The sequence below is a fragment of the Nocardia grenadensis NBRC 108939 genome (assembly GCF_001613445.1).
Classification (GTDB): domain Bacteria; phylum Actinomycetota; class Actinomycetes; order Mycobacteriales; family Mycobacteriaceae; genus Nocardia; species Nocardia grenadensis.
Genome location: NZ_BDCJ01000013.1, coordinates 35,901 through 50,925, shown reverse-complemented (window position 1 = coordinate 50,925; position 15,025 = coordinate 35,901). Strand labels below are relative to the sequence as shown.

The 15,025-nt window shown below is 69.2% G+C and carries 12 protein-coding genes and 1 pseudogene; 6 read left to right on the top strand and 7 right to left on the bottom strand.

From position 1 onward, the window contains the following. Positions 1-35: 35 nt before the first annotated feature. Positions 36-1,688: a (2,3-dihydroxybenzoyl)adenylate synthase gene (locus NGR01S_RS16250; RefSeq protein ID WP_063037655.1), complete on the bottom strand. Its 1,653-nt coding sequence runs from the start codon at positions 1,686-1,688 to the stop codon at positions 36-38. Positions 1,689-1,774: 86 nt separating this feature from the next. Here NGR01S_RS16250 and NGR01S_RS16245 point away from each other — a divergent pair, with 86 nt between their 5' ends. The 3 genes from NGR01S_RS16245 (at position 1,775) to NGR01S_RS16235 (ending at position 4,476) form a co-directional block, all read left to right on the top strand. Further along, a complete protein-coding gene (locus tag NGR01S_RS16245) occupies positions 1,775-2,581 on the top strand; it encodes an SDR family oxidoreductase (protein WP_063037653.1) in 807 nt (268 codons plus the stop codon). A gap of 9 nt (positions 2,582-2,590) precedes the next feature. Beyond that, positions 2,591-3,739, top strand: coding sequence for an isochorismate synthase (locus tag NGR01S_RS16240; protein ID WP_063037651.1), 1,149 nt, complete (start codon positions 2,591-2,593; stop codon positions 3,737-3,739). 80 nt (positions 3,740-3,819) lie between these two features. Continuing rightward, a complete protein-coding gene (locus NGR01S_RS16235; RefSeq protein ID WP_063037649.1) occupies positions 3,820-4,476 on the top strand; it encodes an isochorismatase family protein in 657 nt (218 codons plus the stop codon). A 46-nt stretch (positions 4,477-4,522) separates the two neighbouring features. Here NGR01S_RS16235 and NGR01S_RS16230 read toward each other — a convergent pair whose 3' ends face one another. The 4 genes from NGR01S_RS16230 to NGR01S_RS16215 form a co-directional block, all read right to left on the bottom strand. Continuing rightward, the gene (locus NGR01S_RS16230; protein WP_373861430.1) at positions 4,523-6,496 is read right to left on the bottom strand and encodes a 5-oxoprolinase/urea amidolyase family protein; all 1,974 of its coding nucleotides are present in this window, start codon (positions 6,494-6,496) and stop codon (positions 4,523-4,525) included. A gap of 35 nt (positions 6,497-6,531) precedes the next feature. Next, positions 6,532-7,155: an urea amidolyase associated protein UAAP2 gene (locus NGR01S_RS32555; RefSeq protein WP_063037961.1), complete on the bottom strand. Its 624-nt coding sequence runs from the start codon at positions 7,153-7,155 to the stop codon at positions 6,532-6,534. After that, positions 7,152-7,904, bottom strand: coding sequence for a DUF1989 domain-containing protein (locus NGR01S_RS16220; protein WP_063037647.1), 753 nt, complete (start codon positions 7,902-7,904; stop codon positions 7,152-7,154). Before NGR01S_RS16220 ends, NGR01S_RS32555 begins: the two co-directional genes overlap by 4 nt. Positions 7,905-8,010: 106 nt before the next feature. Beyond that, on the bottom strand, positions 8,011-9,507 hold the full coding sequence (locus NGR01S_RS16215) for a high affinity choline transporter 1 (RefSeq protein ID WP_084481146.1): 1,497 nt from the start codon (positions 9,505-9,507) through the stop codon (positions 8,011-8,013). A gap of 184 nt (positions 9,508-9,691) precedes the next feature. On the opposite strand from NGR01S_RS16215, the gene NGR01S_RS16210 reads away from it, so the two are divergent. From NGR01S_RS16210 to NGR01S_RS16200, 3 genes are all read left to right on the top strand, one after another. Continuing rightward, positions 9,692-10,357, top strand: a complete 666-nt coding sequence (locus tag NGR01S_RS16210) for a TetR/AcrR family transcriptional regulator (protein ID WP_063037645.1) — start codon at positions 9,692-9,694, stop codon at positions 10,355-10,357. A gap of 83 nt (positions 10,358-10,440) precedes the next feature. Continuing rightward, the gene (locus NGR01S_RS16205; RefSeq protein ID WP_157107289.1) at positions 10,441-11,235 is read left to right on the top strand and encodes an acyl-CoA thioesterase domain-containing protein; all 795 of its coding nucleotides are present in this window, start codon (positions 10,441-10,443) and stop codon (positions 11,233-11,235) included. A 319-nt stretch (positions 11,236-11,554) separates the two neighbouring features. Beyond that, positions 11,555-13,729, top strand: coding sequence for an acyltransferase family protein (locus NGR01S_RS16200; protein WP_084481143.1), 2,175 nt, complete (start codon positions 11,555-11,557; stop codon positions 13,727-13,729). Positions 13,730-13,918: 189 nt separating this feature from the next. On the opposite strand, the gene NGR01S_RS16195 is transcribed toward NGR01S_RS16200, so the two are convergent. Both NGR01S_RS16195 and NGR01S_RS16190 read right to left on the bottom strand, forming a co-directional pair. After that, positions 13,919-14,386 carry a MarR family winged helix-turn-helix transcriptional regulator gene (locus tag NGR01S_RS16195; RefSeq protein WP_063037641.1) on the bottom strand — a complete coding sequence of 156 codons (468 nt, stop codon included), beginning with the start codon at positions 14,384-14,386 and terminating at the stop codon, positions 13,919-13,921. Between the two features lie 155 nt (positions 14,387-14,541). After that, positions 14,542-14,931, bottom strand: a pseudogene (locus NGR01S_RS16190) (NAD-dependent epimerase/dehydratase family protein); the annotation flags it as partial. Positions 14,932-15,025: the final 94 nt, after the last annotated feature.

The window sequence follows — 15,025 nt, the reverse complement described above, 5'->3', positions numbered from 1 at the left end:
GACCGCGTGCCCGGCGCGGTCCGCGGCGGCGGGGGTCACGCGGTGCGGTGCCCCTCGGCGAGCAGCCGGCGCAGATCGCGACGGCTGGTCTTGCCCACTCCCGTTTCGGGGAATTCGGCGACGGTGACCACCGCGTCCGGCATCTTCCAGGCCGCGATACCGCGTTCCCGGACGAAGGTGCGCACCGTAGTCAGCGTCGGCGGGGTCTGCGGGTCCAGGGGCTGGACGAAAGCGCAGATCCGCTGCCCGAGTACGGGATCGGGCGTACCGACTATCACCGCGTCCCGGATTCCGGGATGTTCCAGCAGATGGGCCTCGAGCTCCTCGGCCGATACCTTCTCGCCGCCGCGATTGACCCAATCGCCCGCCCGGCCTTTCACGACCAGGTTCCCGTCCGGCCGCAGCGCGACGATATCGCCGGTGCGGTACCAGCCGTCCGCGGTGAAACTGCGGGCGTCGGCCTCGGGATTGTCGTAGTAGCCGCGGATCGTGTACGGCCCCTGGGTCAGCAGATTTCCGTCGGCGCCCGGTGGCACGTCCGCGTCCGCGTCGTCGACGACCCGGATCCGGTCGTACTCCGACATCGGCCGGCCCTGGGTGCCGACCACCACGTCGATCGGATCGTCGAGCCGGGTGTAGCAGACCAGGCCCTCCGCCATACCGAACACCTGCTGCAGCGTGACACCCAGCGCGGGGCCGACCCGGCGGGCCAGTTCGTCCGGGCAGCGGGCGCCGCCGACCTGGACCACCTGCAGGCTGGACAGATCGGGGAGTTCGCCGCCCTGCTCGGCCCGTTCGACCCACAGCCGCGCCAGCGGCGGAACCAAGCCGGTGATGGTCACACCGAAACGTTCGATCGCCGCGAACGCCGTCGAGGGGGTCGGATCAGGGGTCATGGCCACCGTGCCGCCCGCGTAGAGCGCACCGAGGATGCCCGGGGAACTCATCGGGAAGTTGTGCGCGATCGGCAGTGTCGCCAGATAGACGGTATCGGGACCCAGTTCGGTGATCTCGGCACTGCGCCGCACGCTGTACAGGTAGTCGTCGTGGGTGCGCGGAATGAGTTTCGGGATACCGGTACTGCCGCCGGACAACTGCAGGAACGCGATATCCCCGGCATCCGGCCCGGCGAGTTCGCCGGGCTCGTCCCGGTAGTCGGCGAGGTCTGCGGCGCCCTCGGCGAATTCGTGCGCGGGGTCGTCGGCGACCAGCAGTACATGACGCAGTGTCGCGACCTCGCGCCGGACCGTATCGGCCAGTGCGGCATGGTCGAACCGCTGATGTCGGTCGCAGGTGACCATCGCGACCGCCCCGCTCGCCGTGGCGATGGGGATCAGTTCGGCCTCTCGGTGCGCGGGCAGGCAGAACACCGGCAGGGCGCCCAGGTGAAACAGCGCGAAGATCACTTCGACGAATTCGGCACGGTTGGGGAGCTGGACCAGGACCCGGTCCCGCGGCCGGATGCCCCGCCGGGCGAAGCCGGTGGCCAGCGACCGCGACCGGTGCTCCAGTTCGGCGTAGGTCCAGCGGTTCGCCGCGTCCACGACCGCGATCGCCTCGGGGCTCGCGGTGGCGCGAGCTGTCAGCAGGGACCCGAATGTCTCACCTGTCCAGAGCTTTTCGGCTCGGTATCGGTCGATCTGGTCCGGCGGCCACGGTGTGATACCGGGGAGGGCGGGCGATGACATGGAGCACCTCTTTCCGATCGGCGATCTTGTTCGATGTCACACCGGAATGCTGGCCTTACGGTGTAACTTCAGGTTAGGCTAACCTAATGGTCACGAAGCAATGGGGCGAAGGGGTTATCGTCACCGGAGCCGCAGGGGGAATCGGTGCGGCGATCGCCGCCGAACTCGCCGGCGATTCCGCTCATATATCGCTGTGGGACAGGGACTCCCGGGTGCACGAAGTCGCGGCCCGGCTCGGGCGGCAGCACGAGGGTACCGGTGTGACATCCGCCGAAGTCGATATCAGCGACGCGGCAGCGGTCGCCGAAGCGTTCGACGAAGAGCTCGCCGAACGCGGCACACCCCGGGTGGTCGTGCACGCCGCAGGCGCCATGATCGGCGGCTCGGCCCTGGATACCTCTCCGGAGGAGTGGCAGCGCTGTGTGGCCGTGAACGCAGGCGGCGCCGTGTACGTGGCCCAGCGGGCCGCGCGCGAAATGATCACGGCGGGAACCGGATCCATTGTGGTCGTCTCCTCCAACTCCGCCACCGTCCCCCGGGTGAATCTCGCCGCCTACGGCGCCGCCAAGGCCGCGGCCACGGCGTTCACCCGCTCGCTCGCCCTGCAGGTGGCACCGCACGGGGTGCGGGTCAACCTGGTCTCCCCGGGTTCCACCGATACCCCGATGCTGCGCGGAATGTACGCGGACTCCGACGAGAACGGTCTCGGCGCGGCCGGGCGGACCGGCCTGCTCGACGGCGACCCCGAGAACTACCGGCTGGGCATCCCGTTGCGGCGGATCGCCGATCCCGCCGATATCGCCGCCGCCGTCCGCTTCCTGGCTTCCGATGCCGCGCGCCACATCACCATGCACGACCTGCGGGTCGACGGCGGTGCAACGCTGGATATGTGACACGAGAGGATGACCACCATCAACGCCGAGAACCCCGCGTCTTCCGCGGATCCCGCCTTTGTCCTGTCCCGGCCGCAGCGCACCGTGACCGCGTCTGCCGGAGGGCGTGTCTTCCACAACCCCGCCGAAGCCGTCGCGCAACTGCGTGCGCGCCGGGTCTCCCATATCGTCGGCGCGCTGCCGTTCACACCCGGCGCACCGGCGGCGCTGTGGGCTCCCGAAACCATCTCGGTGACCGACGGTCCGCGGACCGCCCGGCCGGTCACCGCGCCCGATATCGCGGTCACCGAACACCTCCCGGAACCGGAGGAGCATCTGCGCCGGGTGGGCGCCGCGGTACGGCTGCTGGCCGATCCCGCGCAGCCGCTGCGCAAGGTCGTCCTCGCCCGGGCGCTGCGGGCCCGGGCCGATCGCACCGTGCGCGCCGTCGATCTGCTGGATCTCCTGGTCTCCACCGATCCCGCCGGTAACGGCTACCTGGTGGACCTGTCCGCGGCCGGCGGCCTGTTCACCGGCCGTCACCTGGTGGGTTCCAGCCCGGAGATCCTGGTGCGGCGGATCGGTACCGAGGTCACCAGCCATCCGCTCGCGGGTTCGGCCCGGCGGGTGCCGGAGAACGCGCCGGCCGATCGGCTCGCTGCCGAGAACTTGCTCGGGTCGGCGAAGGATCAGCACGAGCACGGCTTCGTGGTGGAGCATGTGGCGGGGGTACTGCGTGATCGGTGTACCGATGTGCGTACGCCCGCCGGCCCCGGTCTCACCGTGACGCCGGCCATGTGGCATCTGGGCACCACCATCGGCGCGACTGTCCCGATGGCCGGGCCGTCGGCGCTGGAACTGGCCGCCGCACTGCATCCGACCCCGGCCATCTGCGGTACCCCCACCGCGGCGGCCGCCCGGCTGATCGCCGAATTCGAAGGTGAACGCGGTTTCTACGCCGGCGCGGTCGGCTGGTGTGACGCCGAGGGCAACGGGGAATGGATGGTCAGCATCCGCTGTGCCGAACTCGCCGCCGACCACCGGACCCTGGTGGCCTACGCCGGTGGCGGCATCGTCGCGGAATCCGATCCCGAGGACGAACTGGCCGAGACCACCGGGAAATTACAGCGCGTCCTCGGACCGCTGGGTGTGGCCGGCTGTCCGGCGACGGTGCCCTGACCCACCACCTTTTCGCCACTGCGCCCGGGCGCGCGGCCTTCCAGAAGGTCGCGGGCCACACGAGATGAGGAGTTCTGGACATGCCCATGCAGCCGATCGCGCCCTATGCGATGCCGCCGTTGGACGACGAGATCACCAACAGAGTGGCCTGGAGACTCGATCCCGATCGCACCGCCCTGCTCATCCACGACATGCAGCACTACTTCCTCACCGCCTACCAGCTCGATCGCGATCCGGCCCGGACGATGATCGCGAATATCGTCCGGCTGCGTGATCGGTGCCATGAGCTGGGCATACCGGTGATCTACAGTATGCAGCCAGGGGACCAGCATCCCGACCGGCGCGGCCTGCTCGCCGATTTCTGGGGTACCGGTATGTCGGACGGCCCCGATACCGAAGTTATCGCCGCACTGACACCGCACGAGCGGGACATCCGGGTCACCAAATGGCGTTATTCGGCGTTCCAGCGCACGGATCTGCGTCAACTGCTCGGCTACCGTAACCGTGACCAGCTCGTGGTCACCGGCGTGTACGCCCATATGGGCTGCATGCTCAGTGCGGCCGAGGCGTTCATGAACGATATCCACGCGTTCCTGGCGCATGACGCGGTGGCCGATTTCAGCCGGGAGGAACATTTGATCGCCTCCAAGTACACCGCCCGCCGCTGCGGCATGGTGCTCGGTACCGACGAGATGTTGAGCCAGTTGCAGCCCGCGGTGGTGGCGTCGGGGGCCTGAGCCGAGCCGGCGCGCCGGCCGGTGTGGCCGGGCGGCGGGCCGGCGTTCAGTGGGTCCGGCCCAGTTCCCCGGAGCGGCGCCAGGATTCGCGTTCGGCTGCGAAGGCGGCCGACTGCCGGGCCCGGAACGATTCGATGGAGTCCGCTTCCTCGGTGAGGAATCCGCGATGCGCCGCGAGGCGGAATTCCCCCGGGCCGGCGCGTAATTCGCCGCGGCCGGCGGCGATATCGGCCCGGAGGTCGAGAAGTTCGGCCGCGCTCACCGGATACCAGCGGATCCGGTCGAAGAAGCGCAGCAGCCACGGGGTTTCGCTATCGGTGCGTCGGCTCCACACCTGGGTGGTGCGCCCCACGAACTGATATCCGCCCGGGCCTTCCATTCCGTAGATACACAGGTAAGCGCCGCCGATACCGACCGCGTTCTCCGGGGTCCAGGTCCGGGCCGGATTGTATTTGGTGGTGATCAGCCGGTGCCGGGGATCGATCGGGGTGGCCAGCGGCGCGCCGAGATAGACATCCCCCAAGCCCAGTACCAGGTACTCGGCGGCGAACACGGTATCGAAGACGTCGTCGACGGTCTCGAGTCCGTTCATCCGCCGAATGAACTCGATATTCCACGGGCACCACGGTGCGTCGGCGCGGACGCCGTGCGTATAGCGGGTGATCGCCTCCCGGGTCGCGGGATCATCCCAGGACAGCGGCAGATCCACGGTGCGGCTGGGGACGACCAGGTCTTCGGCGGCCGGAAGCGCGGCCTCCGCCTCGGCCAGGAGATCCAGGGCCGTGCCGATCCGCAGCGTGCGCGGTTCGACCCGGACCTGGAGCGAACGGACGCCCGGGGTGAGTTCGGTGATACCCCGTTCACCGCGGGCGCGGAGGTGCTCGTGCAGCGCGTGGACGCGGGCGCGTAGTTCGAGATCCAGGGTCATGGCACCGTATTCGACGAGGATCCCGTCATCGCCCGCGCGTCGGTAGGTCACCGGTGTACCGTCCGCGGTTTCCCCGTGCCGCAGGATGCCGTCGTCGCCGTCGCCGCCGGTGGACAGGACGATCGGCCAGCCCGCTCGGCGTTCGGGACCCAGTTCGGCCGGTGACGCGGCCCGCTCCGCGCGCACCGGCACGAAACGCACCCGGTCGCCCGGGCACAACTGGCCGAGCTTCCACAGGTCGGCGGCGGTCACCGTCACCGGACAGACGAAGCCGCCGAGGCTGGGCCCGTCGGGGCCGAGCAGGATGGGGGTGTCGCCGGTGAAATCGAGCGCGCCCACGCTGTAGGCGGTGTCGTGGATATTCGACGGATGTAGTCCGGCCTCGCCGCCGTCCGGGCGAGCCCAGCCTGGTTTGGGACCGATGAGCCGGACCCCGGTCCGGTCGGAGTTGAAGTGCACCTCGTAGGCGGTGGCGAGCAGTGTATCGATATCGGCGCGGGTGAAGAACTCCGGTGCGCCGTGTGGCCCCTCGGTGACGGCCAGTTCCCAGTCGCGGGCCAGCACGGGTTGTGCACCGCCGGGTATCGCGCCGGCCGGCGGGCCCGGTGCGGGGCCGACCGGGAGAACATCCGCGGCGGCCAGTGCCCGCCCGCCCACGCCGCCGAAACGCCCGAGAGTGAACGTGGCCCGGCTGCCGAGGTATTCGGGGAGCGCCAGTCCGCCGGATACCAGTACATAGCAGCGCATTCCGGGGCCGCGAATCGTACCGATATCGAGAACCTCTCCGGCCGGTACGAATACCGGGCGCCACAGCGGCACCGGACGACCGGCCACCGTCACCGTGACGGGAGCGCCGGTCACACACATCCACGTCGGCTCGGCGAACCGCAATGCCGGACCGGCCATGGTGCATTCGAGCCCGGCCGCGCCCTCGGGGTTGCCCAGGGCGCGGTTGCCGAGCCGGAACGACAGATCGTCCATGGGGCCCGACGGCGGTACGCCGACATGCCAGTAGCCGGTCCGGCCCGGCCAGTCCTGCACCGTGGTGAGCAGACCGGGACGTTCGACCACCGCGTGGCGGGTGGTGGTCACCGGGGCGGGCAGTGGGGCAAGCGTCACCGGGGCGGTCACCGGGTCACCACCATGCGCACGGGCGTGGGGTCGAAGCCGTTGCAGGGGTTGTTGATCTGGGGACAGTTGGACACCAGGACCAGGGTGTCGATCTCGGCGCGCAGCGATACCGTCTTGCCCGGTGCGGACCGGCCGTCGACGATACCGAGCGTGCCGTCGGACTCCACCGGTACGTTCATGAACCAGTTGATGTTGGACACCAGGTCCCGTTTGCCCATACCCCATTTCGCCGCTTCGGCCAGGAAGTTCTCCACGCAGGCGTGCTGGTGGCGGGTGTGGTGGCCGTAGCGCAGCGTATTGGACTCCTGGGAGCAGGCTCCGGCGATGGTGTCGTGGTTGCCGACCTCGTCGGCGAGCACGGTCATGAGTGCCGTGCCGCGGTCGGTGCGCAGCACACTGCCGGTGGTGAGGAATATATTGCGCTGCGCGGTGACCGTCGCCTGGGCGCTGTAGCGGTCGGTGTGGTCGGCCGCGGCGTAGAGCAGGCAGTCGACGGCCTGATTGCCGTGCAGATCGATGATGTCGAGACGATGCCCCGCCCGTACGACCGCCGACCACGGTGCACGGGCCAGGACCACTTCGTCGAGCACGACGGTCGCTGCCGGGGTCGCGGTGTTCATATCCACTCCTGTCGGGTGCGGGCGGCCGACCAGGCCTGTTCGGTGTTCTGGACGGCGCGCAGGTATTCCGGGTCGCTGTTGGCGGCGGCCGCGGCGGCGCGGTCGCCCGGCCAGGCGACCAGATCGAGGTCGGTGACCGGGGCATCGTCGAGAGGGTGCGCGGTGGCGGCCACCAGGACGATCACCGGCAGTTGGACGATCAGGTCGACGTAGGCGCCCGCGGCCGCCGGGCCGGTGGCGGTGAGGGTGCCGTCACCGTCCACCCGCACACCGCGGAAGAACGAGAGAGTGGGGCCGATATCGCGCGGGGTCAGCCCGTGTTTCGCGGCCGCGCGTTCCAGGAGCAGCCGGCCTGCGGGGGTGGGCCCGCAGAGCGCGTCGTGGTGGCCCGAGGTGTCGGTGATCACGGTGGCCAGCAGCCGGCCCTGATCGGACAACAGTGGGTGCCCGGCACCGAGATAGGCCTGCCAGGGCACTTTCACGGTGTCGGCGATATTGAGACGTTCCCACGGTGCGCCCGCGCGCAGCAGGAACAGGTGCGCGCAGGCGGCGCCGTGCGGGTCGGCGAGTCGCAGCCGGGTGCCGCGGCAGAGCACGGTGCTCGCGTAGCCGCCGGGTGGGAGCCGGACGGTCCAGGTGGTCGCGTCGAGCGGGACCCCCTCGGGCAGTGCGGGCGTGGCCGCGGTCGCCGATGCCTGGGCTCGGGCGTGCGCGCGGGCGCCGGTTGTCGAGGCGGTGGTGGGTGTCATGCTCTTTCCTTGTTCGTCGGGTCTCGGCGGGTGCGCCGGCCGTGCGTGGATGTCCGATCCGCAAGCACGGCAGCGGAATACGGCCCGATTCGCGGGCGGACGGCGATCAACCGTGCTGGACAGCGGGTTCCGGCACGGGCAGCGGGGCAATATCCCCCGCAACCGCGGGTCTTCCGGCGGGCGCACGCAACCGCTGCACGGCGAGGGTGCCGAGGAAGGCCAGCAGTGAGGCGAGGAAGCCGAAGAAGGTGGGCCAGCCATCGAAACCCGGGCCGATCAGCGCATTGTCGATATGGAGAACGGTATTCGGTACCCCGTACATGGTGGGCGTGAGTACGAACAGGACCAGCCGGACACCGAGCCCGGCCACCATGGCCGCGACCGCGGCGGCGGTGGTGGTCCGCGAGGTGAGGTGGCCCGCGATGAACGGCACGATCAGCGCGGCGAGCATGAGGTCGAACGCCAGGGTGAGCAGGATGCCGGTCTGCGGTACCTGCACCGCGAAGAAGATCGCCACCGCGACGACCGGGATCATGGTGAGCCGCACATCCCGCAGCAAGGTGTCGCGTCCGGCGGCGTCGGTCCGGTCGGTGCGCCCGGCGATATTCCGGGTCGCCACCGAGGCGGTGCCCAGGATGGCGCCGTTGGCGGTGGAGCACGATGCCGCCACAATCGCCGACAGCACCAGGATCGCCAGACCCGCCGGGGCGTGTTCGTCCAGCAGGGACAGCAGTCGCGGACCCGATCCCTCGCCGACGAGATCGGTGGTGGCGAGGGCGACCAACGCGTAGGGGATACCGACCGCAGCTGTTCCGGCCGCGCCCACGAAGCAGGCCCGGCGGGCGATTTCGGGGGAGCGGGCCGAGAAGATGCGCTGCATGAAGTCGATGGCGACGATATCGCCGATACCGAGGGCGATCAGCGTCGCCCAGTTCACCACGGCGCCTTCGGAACTGTTGCCGAGCTGTCCCAGGTCGAACGGTCCCATACCCTCGGGAATGGTGATCCCGTAGGTCGATCCCACCCAGATGAGCAGGGCGAGCGACCCGATGACGGTGATCACCATCTGGGCGAGTGCGGTGTAGGCGTCGCTGAACATGCCGCCGGTGACGGTGTAGGTCAGCACGATCGCCACGATGAGCAGGACACCGGCGGTGTAGGGGATCCCGAGGAAGCGTTCGAACAGGAAACCACCGGCGACGAGGTTGCCCGCCAGCAGGATGCAGAAGCTGAAGATCATCAGGATCGAGGCACTGAATTCCACCCCGCGGCCGTATTTGATCCGGTAGAAGTCCGGCAGGGTCAGCAGGCCCATCCGGTTCATCGGCTTGGCGAAGAAGATCCCGGTGAGCAGCAGGCACAGACCGAGGCCCAGCGGTAGCGACGCACCGGCCCAGAAGCCGACCGAACCGGCCAGATCGGTATTGCCGAGGGTGGCGTTGGAGTCGACCGCCTGGCCCATCAGGCCCGCCGCGACCAGCGGGAGACCCAGCGATCGGCCGGCGACCAGGAAGTTCACGCTGTCACCGTCGACCTTGCGGGCGACCAGCAGGCCGATGCCGATCACCGCGACCACACTGATCGCGATTCCGAGAATGATCATGGCCGGGGCCCTTCATCCGACACGAATATCTATCGGTTGAAAGGTTCCTCGGCTTCCGCGACATGGTGGTGACGGCGATGTATCCGTATCGCGGCCGGGCGTAACGTCTGCGTTGCCGATATTTCTGTCGAATGACAGAAATCTCCCCCGCGGTGCTGATCCGCTGGTCGGCGACAATGGAGGCATGACCCAACTCGGTCCGGGCCGCCCGCGTCTCGCGCCGCGTCGCCGCCAGGGGCAGACACCGCGCGCCGAAATCCTCGACGCCGCCGCCGAACTGTTCACCACCCAGGGGTACGGAAGTACCTCGACCCGGGCCATCGCCGAGGCGGTCGGTATCCGCCAGGCATCGCTGTACCACCATTTCGCGGCCAAGGACGACATTCTCGACGCCCTGCTCGGTGAAACCATCGCGGGGGCGGCCGAACTCGCGACGCGCCTGGAACGGCGACCGGAACCGGCCGCGGTCCGGCTGTACGCCCTGGCCCGGTTCGATATCGGTCAGCTGTGCGACGCGCGCTGGAATATCGGTGCGCTGTACTTCCTGCCGGAGTTGCGCGGGGATCGGTTCGCCCGGTTCCGGGCGCGCCGTGACGCCCTGCGCACGAGCTACGAACGGCTGGCCGCGCGCGTGGTGGCCGGGCCGGGCGCGAACGGGGTGGCCGAAGCGCAGACCCTGCCGTTCCGGTTGGTGGAGACGGTGATCAATATCCGCTCGGACGCCGGCGGGGTGCCCGAGGGGGTGCGGGAGGCCATCGCCGCCGCGGTGCTGCGGGTACTCGGCTGGGACGGCGATCCGGCCGAGATTTGGGAGGCGGCCGGCGTCCTCGCTCGGGAGTTACAGGTCTGAACCACCGCCGGCCGGGCCCTTCGGCCGACCACGAACTAGAACGTGTTGTAATTCTGGGGCAGGGGTCTGTGCGAGAGGAGCCGATGGGCGTGTTCGCGTTCTTCACCAGGGAGGGTCAGCAGTACCTGCCCACCCGTAAAGCCATGTCCAGCTGGAGCCCGACCCAGGTGGGCGGACCGGCGATCTGCGGACTGCTGACGCGGGAACTGGAAACGCGCTCCCCGGGGGCGGAGTTCGTCCCCGCCCGGGTGACCGTGGACCTGTTCCGCCCGGTCGTCGACGAGCCGGCCACGCTGCGCAGTGTGGTGGTGCGGGAGGGTAAACGTATCTGCGTCGCGGATGCCGAACTGCTGCAGCGCGGGGAGGTGCGGTCACGGGCGACGGTGGTCTACCTGCGCACCGGGGCGGTGCCCGCCGGCGACCTGTGGCAGCCGCCGCACGACTTCCCGGTGCCCGAGATTCCCGATACCTCGGAGGCCGGCGCCCACCCGCTGTTCAAGAGCGGGGACGGCGACTGGACCCGCGATTTCGTGGCCACGCAGAACGCCGAGCGCAAGGCCATCTGGCAGAACATGCTGCCGGTGGTCGCGGGTGAGCCGGTGACGCCGCTGCAGCGAGCGGGGATGGCCGGTGACGCCGCGAGCTTCATGTGCAATTGGGGCACCGAAGGGATCGGCTATATCAACTCCGATGTCACACTGACGCTTGCCCGGGTGCCGTCCGGCCCGGGGATCGGGGTGCTGGCACAGGATCAGGTGGCCTGTGCGGGTGTCGCGGTCGGCACCACCACCCTGTACGACCGGAGCGGCCCGCTGGGGACGGCCGTGGTGACCGCGTTGTCCAATGTGCGCCGCCAGGTCGATATGCGGCGCTTCTGAAACGATCGCCTGGGGCGTGTATCGAAGTAGCTGGTGGGGTGGCGCCGCCGATCGGTGCACCCACCAGCGGTTTCATGAAGTGCCCGTGCCGAACCGGCGGTCGGGCAGGTACGGCACCGTACTCGGTCCGGAGCGGGACGGGACCCCGGGAGGGGCGACAGGGCGTCCGATACAGTGGAAGCAAGTGGGAAATGGTGCACACGGTCCGGCACCGCACAGGTCGTGCCGCCGCGTGGAGCCTGGTGTCGAGCGGCAGCGGCGGGCATCCGCCCGCACGATCACGCGACCGGCTCCACGGTGGTTAGGGAATGGGTTTGGCATGACTGTGTCGGATTTGCCCGGCCGCGTGCCTCGGGTGGCGGCGCGGGCTTGTCCCGGTATCGGCGGCGGTGCGGTAGCCGATAGAACGTCGGCCGGGGCCCGGACCGGTGCGGCGTTCGCCGGGAATGATCCATCGGCCGCGGCATACCGCGCGGATCTCGACGGCCTACGCGGAATAGCGATCGCGCTGGTGGTGGTGTTCCACATCTGGATGGGCCGCGTGTCCGGCGGGGTCGACGTGTTCTTGGTGCTCTCGGGCTTCTTCTTCACCGGATTGCTCCTGCGCCGGGCCGATGCCACCGGGTCGGTGGGTGTGTGGTTCACGGTGCGCCGGACCCTGCGCAGACTGCTGCCGGCGTTGATCGTGGTGCTCATCGCGGTTGTCGGCGCGGCCGTGGTGCTACGGCCCTATACGCAGTGGGCGGATATCGCCACTCAGACACTGGCGTCGATGTTCTACTACCAGAACTGGCAGCTCGCGTGGAGTTGGTCGGACTACCTGGCGGCGGATCCATCGGTGAGTCCGCTACAGCACCTGTGGTCGATGTCGGTGCAGGGCCAGTACTATCTGGCGGCGCTACTCGTCGTGGCGGGGGTGGCCGGGCTGTGCCGGGGGCATCGCCGCCGGGCCCGGCCGGTGCTGGCAGTGCTCGTGGCCGGGGCCGCGGCCACATCGTTCGCGTATGCGGCGTACGGCATGGTCACCTATCAGGGCTGGAATTATTACGACAGCTACGCCCGCGCCTGGGAACTGCTGGCGGGCGCGGCCCTGGTACTCGCCGCGCCGTTCTGGTCACCCCCGCGCCCGCTGCGTCATGTCCTGGCCTGGCTGGGGCTTGCCGGGGTGGTCGGATGCGGATGGTTGATCGTAGACGGCGCCAACCGGTTTCCCGGTCCGGCCGCCCTGGTGCCCGTGGGTGCCTGCGTGGCACTCATCCTGTCCGGTAGCGGTCTTGCCCCGGAATTCCGGCCGTGGCCGAATCGGATCCTGGCTACATCCACAGCGCGCCGGCTCGGCGATATCGCCTACCCGCTGTACCTGTGGCACTGGCCGATTCTGATCTTCTATCTCGCCCACCGGGAACAGCCGGAGGCGGGTCCGGCCGGTGGGATGGCGATCATCGCACTGTCGGTCCTTCTCGCCTGGTGCACGCACCGCTGGGTCGAACAACCGCTCCGGTTGCGCTCCCGGCCCGGCACCACCGCGGGTGGTGGGACGCAGCGATACCAGAGGATCGCCGGATCGATGGTGTCGGTCGGCGCGGTCGCGCTGGTCGCGGTAACGGTGGTCTGGCAGGCCCTCGTCGTAGAGCGGGCGACCGTACCGAGCGATCTCGAGCCTCCCCGGTATCCCGGTGCGGAAGCGCTCGCGTCCGATGCGCCTGTTCCGGAGGCCCCGGTGCGTCCCGGCCCATTGCAGGTCGCGGCGGACCTGCCGCCTTCGACGCTGGACGGCTGCATCGCCGATTGGGATACCCGTGATGTCATCACCTGCACCTACGGCGACCCGGGTGCGGATCGAACAATCGCCTTGGCGGGCAGTTCGCATGTGGAGCACTGGCTGCCCGCCTTCCAGGTACTCGCCGAACAGCACAGTTTCCGCATCCGGACGTACCTCAAAATGGGCTGCGCCTTGACGATTGCCGAGGACGCCACCTACCGGGGGGAGGCCATCCCGGACTGTCGTGACTGGTCTCGCGAGGTGATCGAACGGTTGGGGACCGAACGTCCCGATTGGGTATTCACTATCGGCACCCACCCGCGTTTGGAGAGCGGCGACGAAACCCCGCCCGGCTATCCGGACGTCTGGGCGGCTCTCGCCGATCAGCGCCTGAATGTGATCGCGATCCGGGATACGCCCTGGTTGCGCCGTGACGGTGGCGTACCGTACCGGGCCGGTGATTGCCTCGCCTTCGGCGGTACCGCGATCGACTGCGGAATGCACCGCATCGATGCGCTGGACGAGATCAACCCCGGGCTCGAACCGGCGTCCCGTTTCCCGAATGTCTTCCCCATCGACCTCAGTGACGCGGTCTGCACCGCTGAGGTGTGCCCGGTCGTCGTCGGCAATATTCTCGTCTACCACGACGAACATCATCTGAGCGCAAGCTTCTCCCGCTCGCTGGCCGGCCCACTCGGGCGCGCGCTGCATCCACTGCTGCGCTGGTGGTGATATCGACCGTGGATTCGGCACCGGAACCGCACTCGGGTGACCTGTCCGTCGCGATCGGGGGCGCACGAACAGTCGACACGGATCTCCCGGGCCGGCGGCGGAACCGGCGCCCGTGTTCGGAGCGCCTGCCGCCGGGCGGTGCGGCCTGCCGGTCCCCCTCGGTGGGCGCCGGTGGCGTGGCTGTGGGCCTTAGGGCCGCCGCTCGGTGCGGGAGGGACGCGGCCAGGGGCGCGCCTCCCGGGCCTCGAGATCGGTGTTGAACCGTTCCAGGTACGCCGCGAAGGTCTCGACGTCCTCGTTGCTCCAGCCGCGCAGCAGGCGGTCGAGGGCGCTGACGTTGTAGTCGCGGTCGGCCCGGACCCGGCGTTCACCCTCGTCGGTGATCCGGAATTTACGGGCCAGACCGCCCTCGGGATCGGGGATACGCTCCACCAGCCCGGCTTTCAGCATGGCCGCGGTCTGCCGGTGCACGGTCGAGGTATCCAGGCCGAAGGCCTCGCTGAGTTCGCCGATGGACATGGGTCCCTCGATCCGTAACCGGCGCAGTACCAGATAGGCACTGCGCTCGAGGTGGTCCGGGCGGCGCAGATGGGCATTGAGGCTGTGCCGGCCCAGGAGCATGGTCTCGAATTCGATCAGATGCGTGGGTTTATCCATGGCGGGTGTCCTGCTCGTACTCGATGCCGTGGCGGCGCGGCGGGCGTCCCGTCAGTCGTTATACCACGCGGCCGGGAGCGTATTGCATATTACACATTGTATGTAGGGTGCAATCAGTGCGCCGTGCGCACCGTCCGTCGTCTGTCGCCGGACGGTTCGTCGGCGACACCGCCCGGCCGGCGTCCGATGGTGGCGGCGGAACTGGTGAAGACGAACCGCCGCGGTCCGGCGGCGCAGGCGGCGTCCGGCACCTGGCGCAGGCCGGCGATATTGGTCCGGAAGAGGGGTTCGGGATCGCGGAGCCAGGCCCGGGTGTCCACCGCGCAGTGGTAGATCTCGTCGCAGTCGCGCAGGGCAGTGCGCAGTGCGTGATCGTCGAACAGGTCACCGTGGTGGATCTCCACCGGCAGGTCCGTGATGGCCCGAAGATCGCTGGTACGGCGGACCAGGACGCGGACGGGCGCACCGGTCGCCACCAGTTGGCGGGTCAGGTGCGAGCCGAGGAATCCCGAGGCTCCCACCACCAGTTTCGTGGAGTCCGCCATGTGGTGTGCCTCCCGATCGGTTCGTCGGCCCGGGTACGAGTTCGGCAGGGTCGGGGCATTTATGTACAGATAACCGGTCGAACGTCCGTACTGT

Coding starts and splice junctions, on each gene's coding strand:
- NGR01S_RS16250 (WP_063037655.1), bottom strand. CDS start 1,688: ATGTCATCGCCCGCCCTCCCCGGTATCACACCGTGGCCGCCGGACCAG.
- NGR01S_RS16245 (WP_063037653.1), top strand. CDS start 1,775: ATGGTCACGAAGCAATGGGGCGAAGGGGTTATCGTCACCGGAGCCGCA.
- NGR01S_RS16240 (WP_063037651.1), top strand. CDS start 2,591: ATGACCACCATCAACGCCGAGAACCCCGCGTCTTCCGCGGATCCCGCC.
- NGR01S_RS16235 (WP_063037649.1), top strand. CDS start 3,820: ATGCCCATGCAGCCGATCGCGCCCTATGCGATGCCGCCGTTGGACGAC.
- NGR01S_RS32555 (WP_063037961.1), bottom strand. CDS start 7,155: ATGAACACCGCGACCCCGGCAGCGACCGTCGTGCTCGACGAAGTGGTC.
- NGR01S_RS16220 (WP_063037647.1), bottom strand. CDS start 7,904: ATGACACCCACCACCGCCTCGACAACCGGCGCCCGCGCGCACGCCCGA.
- NGR01S_RS16215 (WP_084481146.1), bottom strand. CDS start 9,507: ATGATCATTCTCGGAATCGCGATCAGTGTGGTCGCGGTGATCGGCATC.
- NGR01S_RS16210 (WP_063037645.1), top strand. CDS start 9,692: ATGACCCAACTCGGTCCGGGCCGCCCGCGTCTCGCGCCGCGTCGCCGC.
- NGR01S_RS16205 (WP_157107289.1), top strand. CDS start 10,441: ATGGGCGTGTTCGCGTTCTTCACCAGGGAGGGTCAGCAGTACCTGCCC.
- NGR01S_RS16200 (WP_084481143.1), top strand. CDS start 11,555: ATGACTGTGTCGGATTTGCCCGGCCGCGTGCCTCGGGTGGCGGCGCGG.
- NGR01S_RS16195 (WP_063037641.1), bottom strand. CDS start 14,386: ATGGATAAACCCACGCATCTGATCGAATTCGAGACCATGCTCCTGGGC.